Here is a 23,745-nt window from a genome sequence, read left to right as displayed (position 1 = left end):
TATTTAGCATAAATAATTCCAAAAATGATTTTTATCTAAAATATTTTATAAAAACCATTCTTAATCAAAAAAGTAACGTTCAGAATGAGTAAAAATTCTTATCTTTGCCGATAAAATAGTACGTTTGAATCCATTAAACAATAATAAGTTGAAGATAGTAAATGATCCAGTTCATGGATTTATTACGATTCCAAACGAGCTTATTTATCAGATTATTCAACATCCATATTTTCAACGACTTCGTAGGATTTCGCAAACGGGTTTAACAGAATTAGTTTATCCAGGAGCGAGACATTCTCGTTTTCATCACGCTTTAGGTTGTATGCATTTGATGCAAAAAGCCTTAAATATTCTCAAAAGAAAAAACGTAGATATCACTCCAGAAGAAGAAAATGGAGCTTTAATTGCAATTTTATTACACGATTTGGGACATGGTCCTTTTTCTCATTCTCTTGAACATTCTATAATTAATGGTTCGCATCACGAAGAAATTTCGCTTCGTTTGATGGAAGAATTGAATCAAATTTTTGATAATCGATTAGCTTTAGCGATTCAGATTTTTAAAGGAAATTATCCGAAAAAATTCTTGTCTCAATTGGTTTCTAGTCAGTTGGATTGCGATCGCATGGATTATTTGAAGCGCGATAGTTTTTATACAGGAGTGGTAGAAGGAAATATCAATCCAGAACGAATTATCTCGATGATGAATGTCTCGAATGATGAGTTGGTGATAGAAGCCAAGGGAATTTCGTCGGTCGAAAAATTTTTGATGGCGCGTATGTTTATGTACATGCAAGTGTATATGCACAAGAAATCGTTTACTGCAGAGAATTTTTTGATTAGCGTTTTGAGAAGAGCAAAAGAATTGACAAAAGCGGGAGAAAATCTTTTTGCTACGTTTGCTTTTAAATACTTTTTAGAAGAAAATGAAGTAGGAAGTTTATCGAAAGAAGGTTTAGAAATTTTTACGCGTTTAGACGATTCGGATGTTTTATCAGCGATAAAAGAATGGCAGTTTCATGATGATTTAATTTTGAGTAAATTATCCAAAAATATTATTCAGCGTACATTACCAAAATCATATTTGATGGATACAAAATTATCTGAAGAAGAAATTTTGGTTGAAAAAAATAGAGTAGAAAAAGCTTTAGGAATTGATGATGCAAGTTATTTTGTAGAGCAAACAACGATAAAAATTGTTCCGTACGAAAAATCAAAAAGTCCGATAAAGGTTTTATATAAAAATGGTGAGGTAAAAGAAATTTCGAGTTCAGAAAAAAGTTTGTTAACGCAATTTTTGCAACAAGAAATTACAAAATATCATTACCACAGCGTTTAAATAGTGATTTGAAGAATTTGACAAAAAAGTTAAATAACTTAAATAATCATTTTATAAATTTAAGAATAATTATTAGTTTTGCAGACTATGAAATTTAAAGCTGCAGAGATTGCGCAATTATTGCAAGGAACCGTAAAAGGTGATGCAAATGTAGAGGTTTCCACATTATCGAAGATAGAGGAAGGAAAAGAAGGTTCGATTTCGTTTTTGGCTAATCCGAAATACGAGCATTTTATCTATACAACAAACGCTTCTATTGTGATTGTGAGTAAGGATTTTGTGGCAACAGATTCTATTTCGTCTACATTGATTGTGGTTGAAGATGCATATCAAGCCTTTACAAAGCTGTTGCAGTATTACAATACGATAAAAAATAATAAAGTTGGAATAGAAGAATATACGAAAGTAAATTCTACTGCGCAACTAGGAGATAATGTATATATTGGAAGTTTTTCTTATATTGGAGCTAATGTTTCGATTGGGAATAATGTAAAAATATATCCAAATGTAACGATTGGCGATCATGCTAAGATTGGTGATAATACCGTTTTACATTCGGGCGTACAAGTGTATGAAGAGTGTGAAATTGGTCAAAATTGTATCATTCATTCTAATGTTGTGATTGGTGCTGATGGTTTCGGTTTTGCGCCAAATCCAGATGGTTCTTTCGAAAAAATTCCTCAAATAGGAAATGTTTTGATCGAAGATAATGTTGAAATTGGAGCAGGATCAACAATAGATAGAGCAACAATGGGATCTACAATTATCCGTAAAGGAGTAAAATTAGATAACCAAATTCAAATTGCTCACAACGTTCAAATTGGTGAGAATACTGTTATTGCTTCGCAAAGTGGAGTAGCAGGATCTACAAAAATTGGACGCAATTGTATGATTGGAGGTCAAGTTGGTATCGCAGGTCATTTGACAATCGGAGATTTTGTACAAGTACAAGCTCAGAGTGGTATTAATGGAGATGTAGAAAGCAAAACGCAATTGTATGGTTCGCCAGCGATGGAAGCGTCAAGCTTTAGAAAATCATATGTACATTTTAGAAAGTTTCCAGAAATTGTGAAACGAATCGATAAATTAGAAAAAGAGAACAAACAAAAGTAAAAGTTAATGTCTGATAAACAAAAAACTTTAGCGAATGAAGCCGTTCTAAAAGGTGTTGGCTTACATACAGGTAAATTTGTTACCTTAACATTTAAACCAGCCGAACCAGATACAGGATTTGTATTTGTTAGAACAGATTTAGAAGGTCAACCTCAAGTAGAAGCTGATGCACAATATGTTGTGAGCACAGCTCGAGGAACAACTTTAGAGAAGAAAGGAGTTAAAGTACATACAACAGAGCACGTTTTGGCGGCTTTGGTAGGTATGGATATTGATAATTGTTACATTGAAATTGACAATGCGGAACCACCAATTATGGACGGTTCTTCTCGTTTTTTCGTCGAAGCAATAGAATCTGCTGGAATTGTAGAGCAAGATAAAGACAGAGAATATTATAGAATTAAAGAAATTGTAACGTATGTAGATCCAGAAACAGGATCAGAAATCACAGCGATTCCTGCAGATGAATACCAAGTTACAGCAATGGTAGATTTCGGAACGAAAGTTTTGGGAACTCAGAATGCAACTTTAACATCTATCAAAAATTTCAAACAAGATATCTCTCAAGCAAGAACATTTTGTTTCCTACACGAGTTAGAGCAATTGTTGGAAGCTGGTTTAGTAAAAGGTGGAGATTTAGACAATGCAATTGTTTATGTTGACAAAGAAATTACGCCAGAAACAAAAGAAAAATTATGTAAAGCATTCAATAGAGATGATGTTTCTATTCGTCCGAATGGAATTTTAGATCACTTGACTTTACATTATCCTAACGAAGCTGCTCGTCACAAATTATTAGATGTTGTGGGAGATTTGGCTTTAGTAGGTAAAAAATTGAAGGCTAAAATTATTGCAACAAAGCCTGGACATCATACCAATACAAATTTTGCTAAGAAATTAAGCAAACAAATTAAATTAGCGCAACGTAACAAAGTGCCAGAATTTGATTTGACAGCAGAACCAGTTTATGATATTAATGATATCATGAAGTTATTACCACATCGTCCACCATTTTTATTGATTGACAAGGTAATTTCTAAAAGTGCGACAGGTTTAATCGGCGTGAAAAATGTAACGATGAACGAGCCTTTCTTTGTTGGACATTTTCCTAAAGAACCTGTTATGCCAGGTGTATTGCAAATCGAAGCAATGGCGCAATTAGGAGGTTTATTAATTTTAGGAGAATTAGAAAATCCTCAAGATTATTCAACTTATTTCATGAAAATTGAAAGTGCTAAATTTAAACGCAAAATTATTCCAGGTGATACATTGGTGTTTAAATTAGAGTTGGTTGAACCAATTAGAAGAGGAATTGTTCATATGCAAGGAATTGGATATGTGAACAATCAAATTGCTGTGGAAGCAGAAATGATGGCAGTTATTACAAAAGAATAATTAAAGAAATGGAAGTTATGAATCATCCGATGGCATATGTTCATCCAACTGCAATAATAGGTGAAAATGTTACAATCAGCCCTTTCTCTTCTGTTTACGAAGATGTAGAAATTGGTGATGGAACATGGATTGGTCCTAATGTAACAATTATGTCAGGAGCGCGTATTGGAAAAAATTGTAAAATTTATCCAGGTACAGTAATTTCTGGTGAGCCTCAAGATTTGAAGTACGAAGGTGAAAAAACTTTAACATATATTGGTGACAATACAACGATTCGTGAATGTGTTACTGTAAACAAAGGAACTAATGCATTAGGTTATACTAAGATTGGTGACAATTGTTTGATTATGGCAACTGCGCATATCGCGCACGATTGTGTTGTAGGAAATAATGTCGTAATCGTAAATGCGGTTGGTTTAGCAGGACATATAGAAGTTGGAGATTTCGCTTTTATTGGTGGTTATAGTGCGGTTCATCAATTTACAAAAATTGGAGAACATGCTTTTGTAGCTGGTGCGACACAAATTCGTAAAGATGTTCCTCCGTACGTTAAAGCAGCAAAAAATCCTGTTGCTTATGCGGGAGTTAATGCAATTGGATTGAGAAGAAAAGGTTTCACATCTGAAGAAATCTTCGAAATTCAAGGTATTTATAGAATCTTATATCAACAAAAAAATAACGTATCTCAGGCTGTAGAACAAATCTTAGAAAAATTCCCAGATTCACATTATCGTGAAGTAATCCTTGATTTTATCAATACAAGTGATCGTGGAATTATGAAAGGATATAGCTCGGGAGTTTAATAAAATAACAATAGAATAAATGGCAACAACTTCTGATATCAGAAAAGGTTTATGTATTATTTTTAATAATGATACGTATAAAATTATCGAATTTTTACACGTAAAACCAGGTAAAGGACCTGCTTTCGTTCGTACAAAATTAAAATCATTAACTAATGGAAAAGTATTAGACAATACATTTTCTGCTGGTCATAAAATTGAAGAAGTTCGTGTAGAAACACGTAACTACCAATATTTATATGAAGATGATAATGGTTTCCACTTCATGAATAATGATGATTTCTCTCAAGTTTATTTAAACAAAGATTTGATTGATAATTCACAATTTATGAAAGCTGGTGACGAAGTAAAAATCTTGTTCCGTGCTTCTGATGAAACAGCTTTAGCAGCTGAGTTACCAACTACAGTTGTAATGGAAATTACATACACAGAGCCAGGTCTTAAAGGTGACACAGCTACAAATGCTACAAAACCTGCAACGACAGAAACTGGTGCTGAAATTCGTGTTCCTTTATTCATCAACGAAGGTGATAAAGTAAAAATCAACACAGAAGATGGTTCTTACGTAGAAAGAATTAAAGAATAATTATTCTGAAATATAATAAAAAAATCCCTCTAATTAGAGGGATTTTTTTATTACTTGTTTAGGTAATCTTTTATATTAAGATTTACTTCAAATAGATTTAAAGTAAAAGGATTAATATCTATCTTATAAAATTCAGGAATATGTTTTTTTTCAATGAATAAATTAATAATATTCATGATATCATTTTTATCTGACTTTAATCCAAAGATAACTTTACTAATGTATTCAGTTTTAAACTCTATATCAGCATTAGCATCGTTGTTTACGAATTTAATATCTTTTTTTATACAAAACTCTTTATGAAATAATAATCTAACTTCATCTTCATATTCCCATATCCTTTCTTTGTATGTTGATAAAAATAAAATTCTATTATCTGAAAAATCATTAATTAAACTATCCCTTTTCTCAGCTAAATTATCTACATATTTTATAATAAATGGAGCTAGTTTAAATTTATGAGAAATATCAATTATAACATCTTTTTTTATTTCAAAACAACATCCTTTGTGAGAATCTCCATAGTGTGCCCACATAAGTTTGTTATTGTCTTTTAAATAAGATTTAGAAAAACAGGATGAGTAATTTTTAGATTGTAATTTTACAAATGCTTGATTAGCAATGAATTTAATTATATCTTTATTTTTTGTATTCTTATATAATTCATTCCAGTCAAGAGGAGTTAAATAAGGGTTAGATTCAAATGGGTCATTAAAATAATCACCTCTTGTAAATCTCAATGTTTTATTTTCAATAACTAATTTTAATGAATGTATACTTATAAATTTATAAATATTATCGAAATATAAATTTTCACTGCTTTGATCCAAAATGTTTTTTTTAACGTTGAAATATAATTAAAATACCCAATTATTTTACAATTTTATTGTAACTTTTTCGCTAGAACATGTCGTTTCTTTATCTATTTTCTTGACATAAATTGTAGAACCTAAGAATTCATTTTTGATTGTGATTGTTGATGAATCAATTCCTTTATAGACCGTTTTATTCTCTTTTGGATCGAAATTGTAGAGTCTATTTCCCTTTTCATCCAACCATTCGAATTTATATTTTTTATCGTCAACATTTTTTAAAGAAAGGATAATTGTTCCGTCTTTTTTATTTTGTTTGATACTAACTTTTTCAGAAAAATTAATTTTTTCTAAAACAGTAATTTGGATCGCTTTTCGTTCAGATTTTTTGTTGTTCCAATTACTTTCTACGTAATAAACCTTATTCTCAGTAATAGTTGGACTAATAATGTTATTTCCTTTTGCAAATGGTTGTGTAGAATTTAGAGTATCGTACCAAAAATATTCAACTTCCGCTTCTGGATTTTTTACTGTTAAAGCCTGATGTCCATTGTAACAACTTTCTTGTTTTTCACCCCATGTCAAAATTGGTGGAGTTAAGCTTTCATTATTAGGTTTTGTAATTTCCCATTGCGTTGTGTAGATATGATTCGCATGATTTTCTTTTCTCACCAATTGCGTTGTATCCATCACTTCTGCCCTCAAAATATTTTTTTCTAAGTTAAATTGACCTCTATTTAGATGAATAGAATCCAAATTTTCTGCAATCAATTTATTATTCAAAATCCATTTTACTTTCAATGTATTTGGAATAGGTTTAACTAAATTAAGGGTAAAAGCATTCATGTTTTCTGTATCAACAGTACGGTCAACAGCAGGTTTTGTAGAAATAATTGGATTTGTTTTTTGATGAATTACTTCAATAAATTCTTCTTGACAAACATTACAAAAAGGCGCGATTAAATATTGCATTTTACAGAATTCGTGCGGACGAAACCATTCCGCTCTTGCATCTTTTTCACCGTAAGCATAAATTCCAATTCCATTTGTCCCAATCCAATTTTTCCAAGGAACATCTTGCGTATTCTGCGTTTTATTTGGACCAGGAATCGTATATAATGGTCCAGACCAATATTCGTCAGACAACTTAGCAAACGAATGTCCAATTTCGTGAACAGCAATATCATTGCTTTTAAAATTAACAGTTGTCGTCGCAAATTCTCCACCAGAACCACCATAAAAAGGCGAGTTAACAAGAATTACTACTTGGCTATAATTGGGAATATTATCTTTCAGAACTTGTAATACTTTTTCATTTTTCGTTGGTACAACCAAACGATGAATTCCCGAAATATCAAAACTACTTCCGAAAATTGTATTCGGATTAGTTTTCGGAACTTCATATTTCTTTACAAATTTATTATAACGTTCAGGTAATTGATCCCAATCCACTTTTTCTGTAGGACATTCTTTGGTAGAATACGGATGAATTGCACCAGATTCTTCAGAAATACTGTTAACAACAAATACATTAAAGTAATTGGTATATTGACTTAATGGCTCCGTTTTAAAAAAATAATCAGTAAATCGTTTTGCATCTTCTTTGTAATATTTTAACTCATCTTTTGTATAACCATCAGCCAAAATAACAAGATTAATGATATTTTTATCACTTCCTTGATATTGCAAAGTATCAATGTCAAATTTTTGCGCTGATAGAAATGAAGCTGTAAATAGTGTGGCGGCTAGAACGAATAGTTTTGCTCTCATAGTTGTGTTTTGAAAAAATAATATGCAATATAGTAAGATGGATTTTTTAATAAAATTTTGTTTTAAATATTTATTATCTGATCGAAGTTCTTAAATCATTATAAAACTGAAGAATATATTGTATTTTTAAGACAAGAAATAATCTTGAACCAACTATGAAAATCAAAACCAAAAAGTTTCTGAAAAAATCTTTTTATACTTTACTTATTTTAGGAATTTTAAGTCTTTTGTTCACTGCTTTTGCGAATTATAAAATAGAAAACTCGACAGAAGAATTTGTCACAGATAAATTAGAAATTTTGCCTAAAACCAAAGTTGCTGTTGTGTTGGGAACTGCGCCTAATTTGGTGAGTGGTTACCAAAATTATTATTTTACTTATCGTATAGAAGCAGCGACAAAATTGTATCAATCAGGGAAAGTGACGCATTTTATTTTGAGTGGAGATCATGGCCGAAAAAACTACAATGAGCCTGAAGCGATGAAACAAGCTTTGATAAAAAATGGAGTTCCAGAAAATGTGATTTATTTAGATTATGCAGGTTTTAGAACCTTGGATTCGATGATACGTGCAAAAGAAATTTTTGGACAGAATGAATTTATTGTAGTTTCGCAAGGATTTCATAATCAACGAGCGGTTTACATTGCCCGTCAAAACGGAATTAATGCATATGGTTACAATGCGAGAGATGTCAATAAACATGCTGGATTAAAAACAAATATTCGCGAATATTTTGCCCGAACGAAAGTTTTTATTGATAGTTTTTTTGGTATTCAACCAAAATTTTTAGGAGAGAAAATTGAGATCATATGAGAAAATTTCTAAAGAATTTTCCGATATTATTGTTTGTGTTTTTATTTACTTCATGTGGAGGAAATAAGAGAGGAATTGAATCTATTCATATAAATTTTATAGGAACAGATGATATATATATATTAAATATCCCACATGTCAATATATTATTCATTTTTATGATAAAAAAGATGATACTATAAAATTTAATATATCTAAAAAAGAATTTGACACAATTCAAACTTTTTATACTGAATATGTAAAATCTTATCCAACAGATACAGAAATTTATTTAAAAGATAAATCTTTAGTTCTTACTGGAGGAAGTATTAAAAAATATAATTTTTCTTTAAATGATAAGAATAATAAAATTATAACACTAATAGATACAGGTGGAGATAATGTTGATAAGGAATTTAAAAATTTCATAAAATTTGACGTTTATATACAAAAACTTCTTAAATTAAAGAAAGAATTGAAAAATAAACCTGAGTCTAATATGCCTGGTTTTTAAATATTTGGTAGACATGAAAATATTAACTTTGTTATTATCTATCTCTTTATTTACTGCGTGTAATATAAAAAAAGAAACAGTAGAGTCTATTTATATAAAAAAATCTTTAAATAATTATATAATTCTTAAATACCCAAAATCTCAATATATCACTCACTTTTATGATAAAAAAGATGATACGATTATATTTAATTTGTCAAAACAACAATTTGATACAATTCAGATTTTGTATACAAGATATGTAATTTCTTATCCAAATAACACAGAAATTTATTTAAAAAATAATTCTTTCGAAACTTTAGCATACGAAACAAAATACCATTTCAATTTAAAAAATAGAAATTCTAAGATCATAACACTTTTTGATGTTGGAGGAAACAATGTAGATAAGGAATATAAAAATTTCATGGTATTTGATACTTACATACAAAAACTTTTAAAATCAAAGAAGGAATTAAAAAATAAACCGAGGAAAAATAATATACCATATATTTAAAAATCTTATGAGAAAATTTTTAATTTACCTATTTTTTAGTTCAAGTTTATTTGCTCAAGAGTTGATAGATACTGATGGAGATGGAATTCCTGATGTTGAAGATCATTGCCCAACTGTAAAAGGTCCAAAAGAAAATAATGGATGTCAGTGGCAAGAAATCATTTGTAAATTTCCTTTATCATTAATCTTCAATTTTGAACAAATACATTTAGAAAGTCTTCATTTAAAGATGTTAGATGAAATAATAAAATTGAGTAAAAAGAATAAAATTGATAAATTAGTTATTATTAGTACTCAAAGGAAAAATAGTAAAAAAGGTTTATCAGAAAATAGAGCTATTGAAGTCAAGAAATATTTAAAGAAAAATTATTTTAATACAAATAAGTATGAGATAGTTTTGAAAGAAGAAAATGAAGATAAAATATCTTTTAAAGTCGAAGAGAAATCTAACTAATGATTTCTCTTCTAGCATTTTTACTTCAAACTACTAAAGTATCCTCTTAAAATAGCATCGTTAGCAGAATTTCGCGTATCAATTTCTAAAATCTTTGGACGATTACTTTCTGCATAAAAATCGTTGAATGAATTTTCTAAATCTGTTAAATTTGAAACAACGTTATATTCAAAATCATACATTTTAGCCAAATGTTCGGCAGTGAAATGATGTTTTGTTTCAAAATAATCTTCAACAACATCGGTTTCAGAAGGTCCAGGAATAAATTTGAAAATATTTCCTCCGCCATTATTAATCAAAATAATTCTGAAATTATTCGGCATATTGACATTCCACAACGCATTCGAATCATAGAAAAATGAAATATCGCCCGTAATCATCACCGTATTTTGACCAGAAGCGATGCAAGCGCCAATTGCTGTCGACGTAGAACCATCAATTCCACTTGTTCCGCGATTACAGAAAATAGGATTCGAATTGTTATGATCGAACAATAATCCGTAACGAATAACTGTCGAATTTCCGTACTGAATTTGCCAATTTTCTGGATAATTTCTTATAATAGAATCAAATGCTTTCAAATCACAAAACGGAATCATATTGATGTAGTTTTTGAGTTTGATATTATTTGCCTCTCGTATCGAATTCCATGTAATGTAATATTCAGATTCTTTTGGATTGACAAACGGAACAAATTGTTCTAAAAATAATTCAGGTTTTGTTTCTATTTTATCTGTTAACGCTTGGAAAGTATCTGGTTGCCAATATTCATCTAAATGCCAATGTTGAGTTGGTTTTTGATCACGTAAGAATTTTTTAATTTTTTTCGAAACGACATTTTGCCCAATTGTCAATAAAATATCAGGTTTCAACGCTTCTAATTCTTCTTCTGAATAAGGGAAAATAACTTGATCTATTTTATTGAAAAATCGCTCATCATGAATATTTGACGTCACTTCTGTTAACACAACAACCGAATCATCTTGGGCTAATTGTTTTACAAAATGATCAAATTCGGCATCAGGATGATGTAATCCAACCAAAATCATTTTACGCGTCGAAGCATTCCAACGTTTCATAAAATCAATCACATCAATTTCTGGATAATCTTTTGCAGGAATCGTTATCGTATCAATTTCAATATCTGGCGTTGTTACAGATTCGTACAAAGGTTCAGAAAAAGGCATATTGATATGAATTGGCGCAGATTTGTGCATGCAATCAATCAACGCATATTTCGTCAACAACATATTTCGCGTTAAATCATCTGTTTCTTCACTTTCGGAAAGCTGAACATTATGAACAGAATGTTGCTCGAATAAATTATTTTGACGAATGGTTTGTCCATCAAAATTATCAACTAAATGTTCGGGACGATCGGCAGAAAGCACAATTAAAGGAACATTTTGAAAAAAAGCTTCCGTAATTGCTGGATAATAATTTGCCGTTGCCGAACCAGAAGTACAACAAACCACAACAGGTTTCTGAATTTGCTGAGCCATTCCCAAAGCGACAAATCCACCCGAACGCTCGTCGATTACACTATAAGTTTTGAAACGTTTGTCATTCGCAAATTGCATCGTTAATGCTCCGTTTCGAGATCCTGGCGATAATACGATATGATCAATTCCGAAAGCCAAAAAGGTTTCGGCAATCAATTGAACATTTAATTTATTTGATATTTTTCTCAACGTAGTTGTCTTAAATTATAAAAGGTTTTGATTAGCAAATTTACTAAACAAAACCTTTCAAAAAGTATGATATTTTTAAGAATTAAGTATGTAAACCTCCGTCTACACTCAAAACTTGTCCTGTTACATAACTTGATAAATCTGAAGCTAAGAATAAACATGCATTTGCAACGTCTTCTGGCTGTCCTCCACGTTTTAATGGAATTCCATTGCGCCATTCTTCAACTACTTTTTGGTCTAAAACTTCTGTCATTTCAGTTTCGATAAAGCCTGGTGCAATTGCATTACAACGAATGTTACGAGAACCTAATTCTAACGCAACAGATTTAGAGAAACCAATTAATCCAGCTTTAGATGCTGCATAGTTTGCTTGTCCAGCATTTCCTTTGATTCCAACAATAGATGACATGTTCACGATAGATCCAGAACGTTGTTTCATCATTGGTTTGATCACTGCTTTTGTTAAGTTAAAAGCCGAATTTAAATTTGTTTGAATTACTTTTTCGAAATCCTCTGCAGACATTCTCATCAACAAATTATCTTTCGTAATTCCAGCATTATTAATTACAATATCAACTTGACCAAACTCAGCAATTACATCTTCTACTAATTTTTGAGCAGCTTCGTAATCAGAAGCATCAGATTGATATCCTTTTACTTTACCGAATTGTCCCAATTCTTCTTCCAAAGCTTTAGCTTTTTCTACAGAAGAAGCATAAGTAAAGGCAACGTTAGCGCCATTTTTAACAAAAACTTCAGCAATACTTTTTCCAATACCGCGAGTTGCGCCTGTAACGATTGCTGTTTTACCTTGCAATAAATTCATGTTTATAGGTATTATATATTGCTTCAAAAATACGATTTTTTGTGAGAGTTAAAAATGTTAAAAAATACTTTATCAATTTTATTTAACATTTTATGGTATTATAATTGAAAATATTAATTGTTATAACCAATAAAAAAATAAAAACATGAAGAATCTATTGAAATTTTTGGCGGTAACATTTTTCGCCTTATTTGTATTCGCAGCTTGTAATGATGATGACGATCCAGCTAACAATGATTTTTTTGCAGGAACTTACAAAGGAAGTATAAGTTATAAAGACGCGAATAATTCATTATCAACTCAAAGTGGTAGTGTATTTGTAACAAAAATTGCAAGCGGAACAAAGTATAATTTTGCTTTTTCTGATAAAATTCCAGATTTGAACGGTGTTGAGTTTGAAAAGAAAGGTGACAATACTTTGGTGAGTGTTGGAGCAGATGAATTATCTTATATTAGAATTGATAATGCTAAATTGACAATTCTTTACACAAAAGACGGTAAAACTTGGACTGCGAATGCAACAAGATAATTTTTAGGAATAATAATAGAAAAGACGTTCAGTTGTGAGCGTCTTTTTTTTGTACAATATTTTTCGCTGAAAATAGTTAAATATAAAATGATGTTTTATGAGAACGATTGTATGTTTTGCTTCAGTATTAATGATGATATTTTCTTGTAATAATGAGGATGATAGCCAGAATACTATTTACAAAGAAAAATATGAAAGACGATTTATTATTTTTCAAGATTCTTTAGGAGGAATTGTTCAAGATAGTGGAGTAGTGCAAGTTTCTCAATCTAAGAATTTATATAAATTTGATTTTATCACAACTCAAAAAATTGATCCGATAGAAAATATTCAAATGGAAATGACAGGAAGCAATTCGTTAAGAAACGTGGGTTGGACACCAACAAAATTGATTGTACTTTCCAGAGATAGTATCAATATTTCTTACAAAGAAGGAAAACGATATTGGTTAGTCAATTCGATTAGTAAAAATTAAACATAAAAAAATCCACTCAATATTGAGTGGATTTTTTTATGATTTAAAATTTTCAGATTATAATCCGAAAGCTGTTTTAATTTGATCTACGAAGTCTAATTTTTCCCAAGTGAATAATTCAACTTCAACTTCAACAACATCTTGTCCATTAGCAGATTCAAAACGTTTTGAAACCGTTTTTGGTTCTCTACCTAAGTGTCCGTAAGATGCAGTTTCTTTGTAAATAGGATTTCTTAATTTTAATCTTTGCTCGATAGCGAAAGGCTTCATATCAAAGATTTCAGAAACTTTTGTAGAAATTTCTCCTTCTGTTAACTCAACTTTTTGAGTTCCGAATGTATTTACTAATAAAGAAACTGGAGCAGCAACACCAATTGCATAAGAAACTTGTACCAATACTTCGTCAGCAACACCAGCTGCAACTAAGTTTTTCGCAATGTGACGCGCAGCATAAGCAGCAGAACGGTCAACTTTTGATGGATCTTTTCCAGAGAAAGCACCACCACCGTGAGCACCTTTACCACCGTAAGTATCTACAATAATTTTACGACCAGTTAAACCTGTATCTCCGTGAGGTCCCCCAATTACGAATTTTCCTGTAGGATTGATATGATAAGTAATACTATCTGTAAATAAATCACGTAAATGAACAGGTAATTGCGCTTTAACACGAGGAATTAAAATACTTACTAAGTCATTTGTAATTTTATCTCTCATAGCTTCTTCGTTTGCGAAGTCATCATGTTGAGTAGAAATTACAATAGTATCGATACGAACAGGTTTGTTGTCATTATCATATTCAATTGTTACCTGAGATTTAGCATCAGGACGTAAATATGGCAATAAATCTTTTTCGTATTTACGGATATGCGCTAATTCTTTCAATAATCTGTGCGATAAATCTAACGCCAAAGGCATATAGTTTTCAGTTTCACTTGTAGCATAACCAAACATCATTCCTTGGTCACCAGCACCTTGCTCTTCGTCAGATTGTCTGTCTACACCTTGGTTAATATCTGGAGATTGCTCGTGAATTGCAGATAAAATTCCACAAGAATTTGCATCAAACATATATTCACTTTTCGTGTAACCAATTTCAGCAATTGTTTCTCTTGCTACACGTTGCAAATCAATGTAAGAATTAGATTTTACTTCACCTGCTAAAACAACTTGTCCCGTTGTTACTAAAGTTTCACAAGCTACTTTACTTTTTGCATCAAATGCTAAAAAGTGGTCAAGAATTGAATCAGAAATTTGATCGGCAATTTTATCTGGATGCCCCTCAGAAACTGATTCTGACGTAAATAAATATGACATTTCTATACTTTTTTTAAAATGATAGAGGGGAGGATAAACTGAAGTCCTGTTTTAGCAATTGTTTTATGAGGTTGCAATCAGTCAAATCATTCCTCTCGATTTTTTTTCGAGTTCAAATATACAATGAATAATATGAATAAAGAAAGATATTTAACATTTATTAGTATATAAAAATTATAGAGTTTAACATTTTGTGAATTCTAGAAATAGAATAAAAATGGTGTATTTAAATAAATTACAAATATATTTTCTTTGATTGGTTAATTTTTTTACTCTGTATAGATAATTATTCAAAATAATGTTGTTACTTTAGAAAAAAATTAATTGAAATGAAATTTGACACTCTCGATCAACAACTACTAATGTACCTACAAGAAAACAGTAAAATTACCTACAAAGAATTATCTGATAAGTTAAATTTATCGTCAACCGCAATTCACGAAAGAATCAAGAAATTAGAAAAATCTGGAATTATTTCTAAATATGTTGCGCTTGTAAACAGAAGATTAATTAACAGAGAACTTTTGGTATTTAGTCATATTAAGTTACAACAACATTCTGCTGATAACATCAAGATTTTCGAAAACGAAATTGTGAATTTAAAAGAAGTTCAGGCGAGTTATCATGTAAGTGGTGATTACGATTACATTATCAAAATGTCTTTCGAAAATATGGACGAATACAGAGATTTTATGGTAAATAAACTAACAACAATAAAGGTAATTGGTAGTACTCACAGTACATTTGTGATTGGTGATGTAAAAGATGATACCGCTTTCCAATTGGTATAAAAATAGTAGAAAGGTTCTGATAAATTAGAACCTTTTTTTGATTGAATAAATAAAAATAGAAAAGGCATGAGCAAGGAAGTAGCAGTTTTAGGAGCTGGTTGTTTTTGGTGTGTGGAAGGAATTTTTAATTCGATAAATGGAGTAGAACAAGCTATCTCTGGATTTGCTGGAGGAAATGTAGAAAATCCTACTTATCGTCAGGTTTGTGATACAGATACAAATCATGCAGAAGTTGTTGAAGTTACTTTTGACAATGAAGTGATTTCGTACAAAGAATTATTAGAAATTTTTTGGAATATACATAATCCAACACAGTTAAATAGACAAGGGAACGATGTTGGTACACAATATCGTTCGAGTATTTTTTACACGTCAGAAGAACAAAAAAAGCAAGCAGAAGAATCGTTAAAAGAGTTTGATAACGGAACTTTGTATGAAGATAAATTCGTTACAACAATAGAGCCTTTAGATAAATTTTGGCCAGCGGAAGATTATCATCAAGGTTATTACAATGAAAATCCGGATCAGCCATATTGTTCGGCAGTTGTTGGACCAAAAATTGCAAAATTTAAATCTAAATTCAAACAGATTTTAAAATAAGAAAAGCGACCAATAGGTCGCTTTCATTTTATTTTCCTTTTTTGCGTGCTTTCGCTTTTTGTTTTTGCTGACCACGGTTTTTAGGTTTAGATTTAGGTGGTTTACGTTTCGTAGGACCTCCTAAATTCACCTTTTTATTTTTATCTTTTTTCTCGTGAAATGCTGCACCACGTTCTTCAATTTTTACAGTTGTAAGCTGTTTCATTTTTACAACATCTTTCTCGAATTCACGTTTTACAGGATTGATTTTTACTTCCTCTTCAGGGAAAGGAATCTCGTCAATCTCTTTATCCATCAAGGCTTCAATATCATCTAAACGCTCAATTTCTTTTTCAGAAAAATAAGAAATCGCTTCACCTTTTTTATCCGCACGTCCTGTACGTCCAATTCGGTGAATATATTGTTCTGGAACATCTGGAATCTCGAAATTGATTACATGTGTAACATCTGGAATATCCAAACCACGAGCCATAATATCTGTCGTAATAATTCCTCGGTATTCATCTCTAGTAAAGGCTTCCATTGTTCTCAAACGATAATTTTGAGATTTATTAGAATGAATTACACCAAATTCATCTGGATAAATTTCATCTAAATGATTGAAGATTAAATCAGCATGTTTTTTATTGTTGGCGAAAATTAAAACTTTCTCAAATTTCGCTTTATCATCTAATTGATGAACAATTAAATTCAATTTTGTATTGAAATTCTCAACTGGAATAGCCGATTGAGAAATTTTTTCTAAAGGAGTTCCCGAACGAGCCAACGAAATTTCAATAGGATTTTTGAAATATTCGTGCAACATATCATCAACCTGATCTGTCATCGTTGCAGAAAATAAAATGTTTTGACGTTTATCGCTCATCATTGTAAATAAATGAATCAGTTGCGGACGAAAACCTAAACTCAACATTTCGTCAAATTCGTCAACTACTAATTTTTTCATTTCTTTGAATGATAACACATTGTCAATCGCCAAATCTAAGACGCGACCTGGCGTTCCAACCAAAATATCAACGCCTTCATACACCAATAATTTTTGTGTATTGATGTTTACACCACCATAAATTCCTAAAACACGAACATTGATAAATTCTGTTAATTGCTCTAAAATATCGGTAACCTGAACAACTAATTCGCGTGTCGGAACCAAAATAACAATCTTTGGTTGATTCGTTTTAGAGTATTGATATGTATTCAATAAAGGTAATAAGTAAGCCAATGTTTTACCTGTACCTGTTTGGGCAATTCCCATTATATCTCGTCCAGAAAGAATCGGTTTGAATGATTTTTCTTGAATTGGAGTAGGGGTTGTGATATTCAACTTTTCTAAAGCCGAACTCAATTGTTTTGTTAATTCGAAATCCGCGAATGTAGCTTTCATTTTGCAAAGATAAGTTTTCTTGATGACTTCTTAAAAACTCAATGTGCAATCCGTTCAAATTCGTTGAAACTTCGTACTTTTGCATTTCGATTATGTAAAAAGGAATAAAAATGAGTTTAAAACAATACATCACGCAGAATGTTTTAGAAGCGATTCAAAACGTTTATCAAATTAACCCTGAATCTGTTGAAATTCAGTTTACAAGGAAAGAGTTTGAAGGTGATTATACATTGGTTGTTTTCCCATTAATCAGAACTTTGAAAGGTAAACCAGAAGAAATCGGTGCTAAAATCGGTGAAAATTTGGTTGAAAATAATAAAATTACAGCGTTTAATGTTGTAAAAGGTTTCTTGAATATGAGTTTAAGTTCAGTAGAATTTTTAGAAAATTTTACTCAAAATGCTCAAAATTCAACTTTTGGAATTACAAAAGTTGATGAAAATTCGAGAACGGTAATGGTAGAATATTCATCGCCAAATACAAACAAACCTTTGCATTTAGGACATGTTCGTAATAATTTGTTAGGATTTTCGGTTTCTCAAATTATTGAAGCAGCAGGAAATAATGTGATTAAAACACAAATTATCAACGATCGTGGTATTCATATTTGTAAATCGATGATTGCTTGGGAAAAATTTGGAAATGGAGAAACGCCAGAATCTGCAAATATGAAAGGCGACCATTTGGTTGGAAAATATTATGTGGAATTTGACAAACATTATCGTCAAGAAATCAAAGAATTAGAAGCACAAGGAAAATCGGAAGACGAAGCGAAAAAAGAAGCTCCAATTTTCTTAGAAGCACAAGAAATGCTGCGTCAATGGGAAGCACATGAACCAAAAGTTATTGAGCTTTGGCAAAAAATGAACGGTTGGGTATATGATGGTTTCGCGAAAACGTACAAACGTCTTGGTGTTGCTTTTGACGAATATTTATACGAATCGAATACTTATATTTTAGGAAAAGATATTGTTGAAGATGGTTTAAACAAAGGTGTTTTCTACAAAAGAGAAGATGGTTCTGTTTGGATTGATTTGACTGCAGAAGGTTTGGACGAAAAATTAGTTTTACGTTCGGACGGAACTTCAGTTTATATTACGCAAGATTTGGGAACTGCTGTAGAGCGTTTCAAAAATAATCCAACGTTAGAAGAATTAACGTATGTTGTAGGAAATGAGCAAGATTATCACTTCAAAGTTTTATTCTTAATCTTGAAAAAATTAGGTTATTCTTGGGCTGATGCTTTACATCACTTATCTTACGGAATGGTTGATTTACCAAACGGAAAAATGAAATCGCGTGAAGGAACTGTTGTTGATGCAGATGATTTGATGCAAGAAGTTTACAATACAGCAAAAGAGATTTCTGAAGAATTAGGGAAATTAGACGGAATGTCTGATGATGAAAAAGCTGAGTTGTACGAAATAATTGCGATGGGTGCTTTGAAATATTACATTTTGAAAGTAGATCCTAAGAAACGTATTTTATTCGATCCGAAAGAATCTGTCGATTTTAATGGAAATACAGGACCTTTTATTCAATATACTTTTGCGCGTATTCAGTCATTATTGAGAAAAGAATCACCAAAAGAATTTGATGCAAATGCATTAGAATTGAATGATGCTGAAAAAGAAATTATTCGCGCATTATACGATTTCGAAGATACAATTGATAAAGCTGCAATAGAAATGAGCCCTGCTTTGATTGCGAATTATGTGTATGAATTAGTGAAATTATTTAATTCATTCTACCAAAACAATCCAATCTTAAAAAATGAAGATGAAAATGTGAAAAACTTCCGTTTATATCTTTCTCAATGGGTTGCAAATACAATTCAGAATTCGTTACGTTTATTAGGAATTGGTGTTCCAGAAAGAATGTAATCGACTTATAAAATAAATAAAATGCCTCATCAATTTGGTGAGGTATTTTTTTAACTTTACAATATGAAAATAGGAGATTTACTGAAACAAAAAGATCCTCACGATAAATTTAATTTGAAACGATTTCACGATGCGCAAAGTTTTGTGTATGATGAAATCTTAATGGAAGTTCATGCAGGAAAAAAACAAACGAATTGGATTGTTTTTATGTTTCCTCAATTAGTTGGATTAGGTTCGAGTGATTCGTCATTAGAATTTTCGATTTCTTCAAAAGAAGAGGCGAGAGCTTTTGTGAAAGATGAAGAACTTTGGGGAAATTATTTAGAAGTTTTATCTGTATTATTAATGCAACATAAAGGCGTAATTCCGCAATTAATTTTCGGAAAAAATGATGCAATGAAACTGAAATCAAGTTTGACATTATTCAACTTCATAGTTCCGAAAGAAAAAATTATCAAAGATGTTTTGAAGTTTTTTTATGCAGATCAAGTCGATAAAAAAACATTAAGTATATTGAAACAAATGAATAAATAAAAAAATCTCGCAATTGCGAGATTTTTTTATGAAATTATTTTTTTACAATAACTTTTGTTGAGGTAACTTCATCATCAGATTGAATATTAACTATATAATTTCCATTATTTAAATCAAAGTTAATGTCTTGAGAAGAGCTTAAAGATTTTACTAAACTTCCGGAGAAATTATAGACATTGATTTTAGTATTCGTGTTTTTTAAGTTGGAAATAAAAATCTTTCCATTAGAACTTATAACTTTTACAGAATTTTTTGTTGATACGTTTTTTGTTGATAGAGTAGAGGTTGTTCCTAGCTTTCCGTCATAAACTTCTACTTTATATATATTTAAAGCTTGATCACCTCCTAAATAAATAGTTCCTGCACCTCCCTTATATTCAATGTAATCGGTTGCAATATTATCATTGCCATTTACATCAACTTTACTAATAACTTCTTTTCCATCTGTTATATATAATGTTCTCGTTCCAGAAGAGCTTCCTGATTTAAACCAAACTTTTATTTTAACTGGTTCTGTGACAGAAAAGAATAAATATCTTTTCGATGGAGAGATAAAAGAAGTTTCAGTAGTTTCGTAACTTCCTCCGTTTAATTTTAATCGCTTCGTTCCTTTCCATGTGTCTGGAAATGTAGCATTATTGCTTTCAACAACTCCCATATTTGTAACACTTGCGCCAGCAAATAAGCCTAGGTTATCAATAATTTTAGTTTCAGAATAACCAGTTGATTCATTATTCCATGTACTAAAGTCCCATGATTTAGTTAATGTTTGAGCATTAACACTAAGTGACATTATCGTTAAAGATAATGCCGAAAAGATTAAAGATTTCTTCATAATTTCAATTTTTTTTTGTGATTTATATTAATGTAATCGTTTGCATAAAGTTAAATATATTATTTAATTTTCCAATAAAATTCATCTAATTAGTGTAAATATGACGCTTTAAAATAAATGTGTGAATAATTATATAAGTTATTGATTAATAGAATAATTATTTTCAACTGTTTTTTATTAATAATTTAAAATAATTATTAATATTGTATGAAATACACGATGTGATTTTGTGTTAAAGTAAAAATTTAGATAATTATGTAATCGATTACAATTAAAACACTATTTATGAAAAAAATTTTATTAAATGCTTTTGGAGTTTTAGGTATAATTAATTTATCCGCTCAAAAAGTTAATGTTACTGAATCAGCAGGGTGGTTAGAATCTGCTTATGTTAAATGGAATCCTCCATCAGAAACTGTTGATAGTTACAATGTATATTATTCGGGTAACGGAATCACTAATAAAAAAATAGATACTCAATTAATAAGGAATTATGGATCTTTTTTTAGGGCTGATATTTTAGGGTTGACCTCTGGAGAATATTCTTTTAAAGTTGTATCAGTTGTAAATGGTGTTGAAAAAGAGAATGTTGTCACAAGTAATGTAACTGTATTACCTTATGACCGTAATGGTTTTGCACATAGTAACAATAGAGCTCCAGGAGCGTATAATTTTGATGGAACATTAAAAAATGATGCGGTTGTTTTGTATGTGTCAGAGGATAATAAAAATTCAATAAGTCTTAATGTTACTGGGGCAAATAGTAATCCTTGTATTGGTTTGCAAAATATCTTAGATGGTTTTAAGAAAGGAAAGGATACTAGACCTCTTGTTGTACGTCTTTTAGGAAATGTAACTGATTTCTCATATATGTTGAATGAAGATATTGTTATAGAAAATAATAATAATAGTGGAAGTTATATCACAGTTGAAGGTGTTGGAATAGATGCTGTAGCAAATGGATGGGGAGTACGAATTAAAAATGCTTCAAATGTAGAAATTCGTAATTTAGGATTTATGTTAACTGATGCAGCTGAAGGAGATAATATAAGCTTGCAACAGTCCAACGATTATATCTGGGTACATAATAATGATCTATTTTATGGTTTTCCTGGTAAAGATGCCGATCAAGAAAAAGGAGATGGTGCTTTAGATGCAAAAAAATCTGGCTATATCACTTTTTCGTATAATCATTTTTGGGATAATGGTAAATCTAGTCTGCTTGGTTTAAGCGAAGCTAATACAGTTAATGCTTATGCAACTTATCATCACAATTGGTTCGATCATTCAGATTCTAGACATCCTCGCGTAAGAACTTATACAACCCACGTTTATAATAATTATTACGATGGTAATTCTAAATATGGTATTGGAACGACTATGGGTGCTTCAATTTTTTCGGAAGGTAATTATTTCAGAAATTCAAAATATCCTATGTTGATTTCTAAGCAAGGAAGTGATATCGCATCTAATTCAACAGGAACTTTTTCTAATGAAGATGGTGGAATTATAAAAGCTTTTAATAATTATATAGAAGGAGCTAATTCATTTTTGCCTTACGATGCATCTTCAAACCCTATTCAGTTTGATGCTTATGTTTCAAAAACAAGAGATGAAGTATTAAGTTCTTCTATTAAATCTTTGAAAGGAGCTTCGGTTTATAATAATTTTGATACTAATTCTTCATTTTATGTAAAGAATTTGATAGTTGATGAACCAAGTATAGCAAAAGATAAAATTATGAAATACGCAGGTAGAGTACAGGGAGGAGATATAAAATTTACGTTTGATAATTCTGTTGATGATAAATCGTACGCAGTAAATCAGGCATTAATGAGCTTGTTGAAAAATTACAAATCTTCATTGGTTTATGTTCAAGGTATAGATTATACACCTGTAAGTACACATACTTTGTCAATTCCAACTAATAATGATCAAACAGTAAAATCAAATACAGCAATAGAACCAATGAATTTTGTTTGGGGAGGAACAGCAAGTGATTTAGAAATAGTTGGACTTCCAGCAAATGGAATAGATTTTACGAAAGATATTTCGACAAAAACATTATCGGTATTTGGTATGCCAACTTCAGATACAAGTTTTACGGTTAAAACTATTGGTACAGGAACACCAATTTCAGCAACGGGTACCATTACAATTGATACAGATGAAACAAGTGCAAGCGTAGAAACGCATAATTTTACAATAAACGGTTTATCAAGTAAGTTTTATACATTTTCTGGAACGGCTAATATTAATTCAACAGATGGAACGGCTACTTATGATGAGTTGACTTTTACAAAACGTCTGAAAATAGAATCAGCAACAGTTATTAGCTATACGACTAAAAAGAAATCAACTTTAACATTGGTTTTTGATCCAAGTTTTAATGGTAAGATAAAGCTTAATAGCGTAAATTATGTGGCAAAAGATGGTATTGTAATTATAAATGATGTTCCTATTGGTGAAAATAAAATTACAAAAGGCGATACGGCTAACTTATATTATATCAAAACTGAATTTGAAAAAGAAAATCTGATGACATCAGAAGTTAGCATCACTAATTCGAATATTTCTATTTATCCAAATCCAGTTCAAGATAAATTTGAGGTGAGATCTAATTTGAATAATAAGATTAATAAAGTGACGGTTTTAAATACTTTAGGACAAGTTGTAAAACAAGTGAATAATCAATCAACAATTGGAATGAAAGGATTGAAATCTGGTATTTATATTGTTCAAATCGAAACAGATAATGGTATTGAAACTAAAAAAATTATAAAGAAATAATAAAATAGCTTTATAAT

Annotated in this window: 22 protein-coding genes; 15 read left to right on the top strand and 7 right to left on the bottom strand. The window is 30.5% G+C overall.

Features of this window, described 5'->3' with window-relative positions; translation table 11 throughout:
- Window positions 1–148: 148 nt before the first annotated feature.
- The 5 genes from N5D90_RS08245 (at window position 149) to efp (ending at window position 5,236) form a co-directional block, all read left to right on the top strand.
- On the top strand, window positions 149–1,339 hold the full coding sequence (locus tag N5D90_RS08245) for an HD domain-containing protein (RefSeq protein ID WP_244957948.1): 1,191 nt from the start codon (window positions 149–151) through the stop codon (window positions 1,337–1,339).
- 87 nt (window positions 1,340–1,426) lie between these two features.
- Complete coding sequence (gene lpxD / locus N5D90_RS08240) at window positions 1,427–2,452, top strand: UDP-3-O-(3-hydroxymyristoyl)glucosamine N-acyltransferase (RefSeq protein WP_280062143.1); 1,026 nt, start codon at window positions 1,427–1,429, stop codon at window positions 2,450–2,452.
- Between the two features lie 6 nt (window positions 2,453–2,458).
- Window positions 2,459–3,847 carry a bifunctional UDP-3-O-[3-hydroxymyristoyl] N-acetylglucosamine deacetylase/3-hydroxyacyl-ACP dehydratase gene (locus tag N5D90_RS08235; RefSeq protein ID WP_135835139.1) on the top strand — a complete coding sequence of 463 codons (1,389 nt, stop codon included), beginning with the start codon at window positions 2,459–2,461 and terminating at the stop codon, window positions 3,845–3,847.
- Between the two features lie 17 nt (window positions 3,848–3,864).
- Complete coding sequence (gene lpxA, locus N5D90_RS08230) at window positions 3,865–4,650, top strand: acyl-ACP--UDP-N-acetylglucosamine O-acyltransferase (protein ID WP_115002092.1); 786 nt, start codon at window positions 3,865–3,867, stop codon at window positions 4,648–4,650.
- A 19-nt stretch (window positions 4,651–4,669) separates the two neighbouring features.
- Complete coding sequence (gene efp, locus N5D90_RS08225) at window positions 4,670–5,236, top strand: elongation factor P (RefSeq protein WP_038336113.1); 567 nt, start codon at window positions 4,670–4,672, stop codon at window positions 5,234–5,236.
- Between the two features lie 50 nt (window positions 5,237–5,286).
- On the opposite strand, the gene N5D90_RS08220 is transcribed toward efp, so the two are convergent.
- Entirely contained in the window at window positions 5,287–6,066 is a 780-nt protein-coding gene (locus N5D90_RS08220) for a DUF2971 domain-containing protein (RefSeq protein ID WP_280062142.1), read from the bottom strand.
- 45 nt (window positions 6,067–6,111) lie between these two features.
- Window positions 6,112–7,818, bottom strand: a complete 1,707-nt coding sequence (locus N5D90_RS08215) for a M64 family metallopeptidase (RefSeq protein WP_280062141.1) — start codon at window positions 7,816–7,818, stop codon at window positions 6,112–6,114.
- A 155-nt stretch (window positions 7,819–7,973) separates the two neighbouring features.
- On the opposite strand from N5D90_RS08215, the gene N5D90_RS08210 reads away from it, so the two are divergent.
- From N5D90_RS08210 to N5D90_RS08200, 3 genes are all read left to right on the top strand, one after another.
- Window positions 7,974–8,630, top strand: coding sequence for a vancomycin high temperature exclusion protein (locus tag N5D90_RS08210; RefSeq protein ID WP_280062140.1), 657 nt, complete (start codon window positions 7,974–7,976; stop codon window positions 8,628–8,630).
- A 506-nt stretch (window positions 8,631–9,136) separates the two neighbouring features.
- Window positions 9,137–9,619 carry a hypothetical protein gene (locus N5D90_RS08205; RefSeq protein ID WP_280062139.1) on the top strand — a complete coding sequence of 161 codons (483 nt, stop codon included), beginning with the start codon at window positions 9,137–9,139 and terminating at the stop codon, window positions 9,617–9,619.
- Between the two features lie 7 nt (window positions 9,620–9,626).
- Complete coding sequence (locus N5D90_RS08200) at window positions 9,627–10,073, top strand: hypothetical protein (RefSeq protein ID WP_280062138.1); 447 nt, start codon at window positions 9,627–9,629, stop codon at window positions 10,071–10,073.
- Window positions 10,074–10,093: 20 nt separating this feature from the next.
- Here N5D90_RS08200 and menD read toward each other — a convergent pair whose 3' ends face one another.
- Together menD and fabG are read right to left on the bottom strand one after the other, a co-directional pair.
- Complete coding sequence (menD, locus tag N5D90_RS08195; protein WP_280062137.1) at window positions 10,094–11,764, bottom strand: 2-succinyl-5-enolpyruvyl-6-hydroxy-3-cyclohexene-1-carboxylic-acid synthase; 1,671 nt, start codon at window positions 11,762–11,764, stop codon at window positions 10,094–10,096.
- 82 nt (window positions 11,765–11,846) lie between these two features.
- Window positions 11,847–12,590 carry a 3-oxoacyl-[acyl-carrier-protein] reductase gene (fabG, locus tag N5D90_RS08190; protein WP_038336119.1) on the bottom strand — a complete coding sequence of 248 codons (744 nt, stop codon included), beginning with the start codon at window positions 12,588–12,590 and terminating at the stop codon, window positions 11,847–11,849.
- A 145-nt stretch (window positions 12,591–12,735) separates the two neighbouring features.
- Between fabG and N5D90_RS08185 the strand changes: the two genes are divergently transcribed.
- Both N5D90_RS08185 and N5D90_RS08180 read left to right on the top strand, forming a co-directional pair.
- Complete coding sequence (locus N5D90_RS08185; RefSeq protein WP_280062136.1) at window positions 12,736–13,119, top strand: hypothetical protein; 384 nt, start codon at window positions 12,736–12,738, stop codon at window positions 13,117–13,119.
- A gap of 97 nt (window positions 13,120–13,216) precedes the next feature.
- A complete protein-coding gene (locus N5D90_RS08180; protein WP_280046299.1) occupies window positions 13,217–13,594 on the top strand; it encodes a hypothetical protein in 378 nt (125 codons plus the stop codon).
- A gap of 57 nt (window positions 13,595–13,651) precedes the next feature.
- On the opposite strand, the gene metK is transcribed toward N5D90_RS08180, so the two are convergent.
- The gene (gene metK / locus N5D90_RS08175) at window positions 13,652–14,911 is read right to left on the bottom strand and encodes a methionine adenosyltransferase (RefSeq protein WP_038336123.1); all 1,260 of its coding nucleotides are present in this window, start codon (window positions 14,909–14,911) and stop codon (window positions 13,652–13,654) included.
- A gap of 329 nt (window positions 14,912–15,240) precedes the next feature.
- Between metK and N5D90_RS08170 the strand changes: the two genes are divergently transcribed.
- Together N5D90_RS08170 and msrA are read left to right on the top strand one after the other, a co-directional pair.
- On the top strand, window positions 15,241–15,702 hold the full coding sequence (locus tag N5D90_RS08170; RefSeq protein WP_115001022.1) for an Lrp/AsnC family transcriptional regulator: 462 nt from the start codon (window positions 15,241–15,243) through the stop codon (window positions 15,700–15,702).
- A 66-nt stretch (window positions 15,703–15,768) separates the two neighbouring features.
- On the top strand, window positions 15,769–16,302 hold the full coding sequence (gene msrA / locus N5D90_RS08165) for a peptide-methionine (S)-S-oxide reductase MsrA (protein WP_280062135.1): 534 nt from the start codon (window positions 15,769–15,771) through the stop codon (window positions 16,300–16,302).
- Window positions 16,303–16,330: 28 nt separating this feature from the next.
- Here the strand turns inward: msrA and N5D90_RS08160 are convergent, their stop codons facing one another.
- Window positions 16,331–17,686 (bottom strand): DEAD/DEAH box helicase, encoded by a 1,356-nt coding sequence (locus tag N5D90_RS08160; protein ID WP_038335923.1) that lies wholly within the window; start codon window positions 17,684–17,686, stop codon window positions 16,331–16,333.
- A 110-nt stretch (window positions 17,687–17,796) separates the two neighbouring features.
- On the opposite strand from N5D90_RS08160, the gene argS reads away from it, so the two are divergent.
- Together argS and N5D90_RS08150 are read left to right on the top strand one after the other, a co-directional pair.
- Window positions 17,797–19,569 carry an arginine--tRNA ligase gene (argS, locus tag N5D90_RS08155; RefSeq protein WP_115001017.1) on the top strand — a complete coding sequence of 591 codons (1,773 nt, stop codon included), beginning with the start codon at window positions 17,797–17,799 and terminating at the stop codon, window positions 19,567–19,569.
- A gap of 63 nt (window positions 19,570–19,632) precedes the next feature.
- Window positions 19,633–20,103 (top strand): DUF1810 family protein, encoded by a 471-nt coding sequence (locus N5D90_RS08150; RefSeq protein ID WP_135835150.1) that lies wholly within the window; start codon window positions 19,633–19,635, stop codon window positions 20,101–20,103.
- Window positions 20,104–20,137: 34 nt separating this feature from the next.
- Here the strand turns inward: N5D90_RS08150 and N5D90_RS08145 are convergent, their stop codons facing one another.
- Entirely contained in the window at window positions 20,138–20,896 is a 759-nt protein-coding gene (locus N5D90_RS08145; RefSeq protein WP_038335920.1) for a T9SS type A sorting domain-containing protein, read from the bottom strand.
- Window positions 20,897–21,223: 327 nt separating this feature from the next.
- On the opposite strand from N5D90_RS08145, the gene N5D90_RS08140 reads away from it, so the two are divergent.
- On the top strand, window positions 21,224–23,728 hold the full coding sequence (locus N5D90_RS08140) for a T9SS type A sorting domain-containing protein (RefSeq protein ID WP_280062134.1): 2,505 nt from the start codon (window positions 21,224–21,226) through the stop codon (window positions 23,726–23,728).
- Window positions 23,729–23,745: the final 17 nt, after the last annotated feature.

The organism is Empedobacter sp. GD03797 (genome assembly GCF_029842105.1).
Lineage (GTDB): Bacteria > Bacteroidota > Bacteroidia > Flavobacteriales > Weeksellaceae > Empedobacter > Empedobacter falsenii_C.
This window is presented reverse-complemented; position numbering and strand designations above follow the sequence as displayed.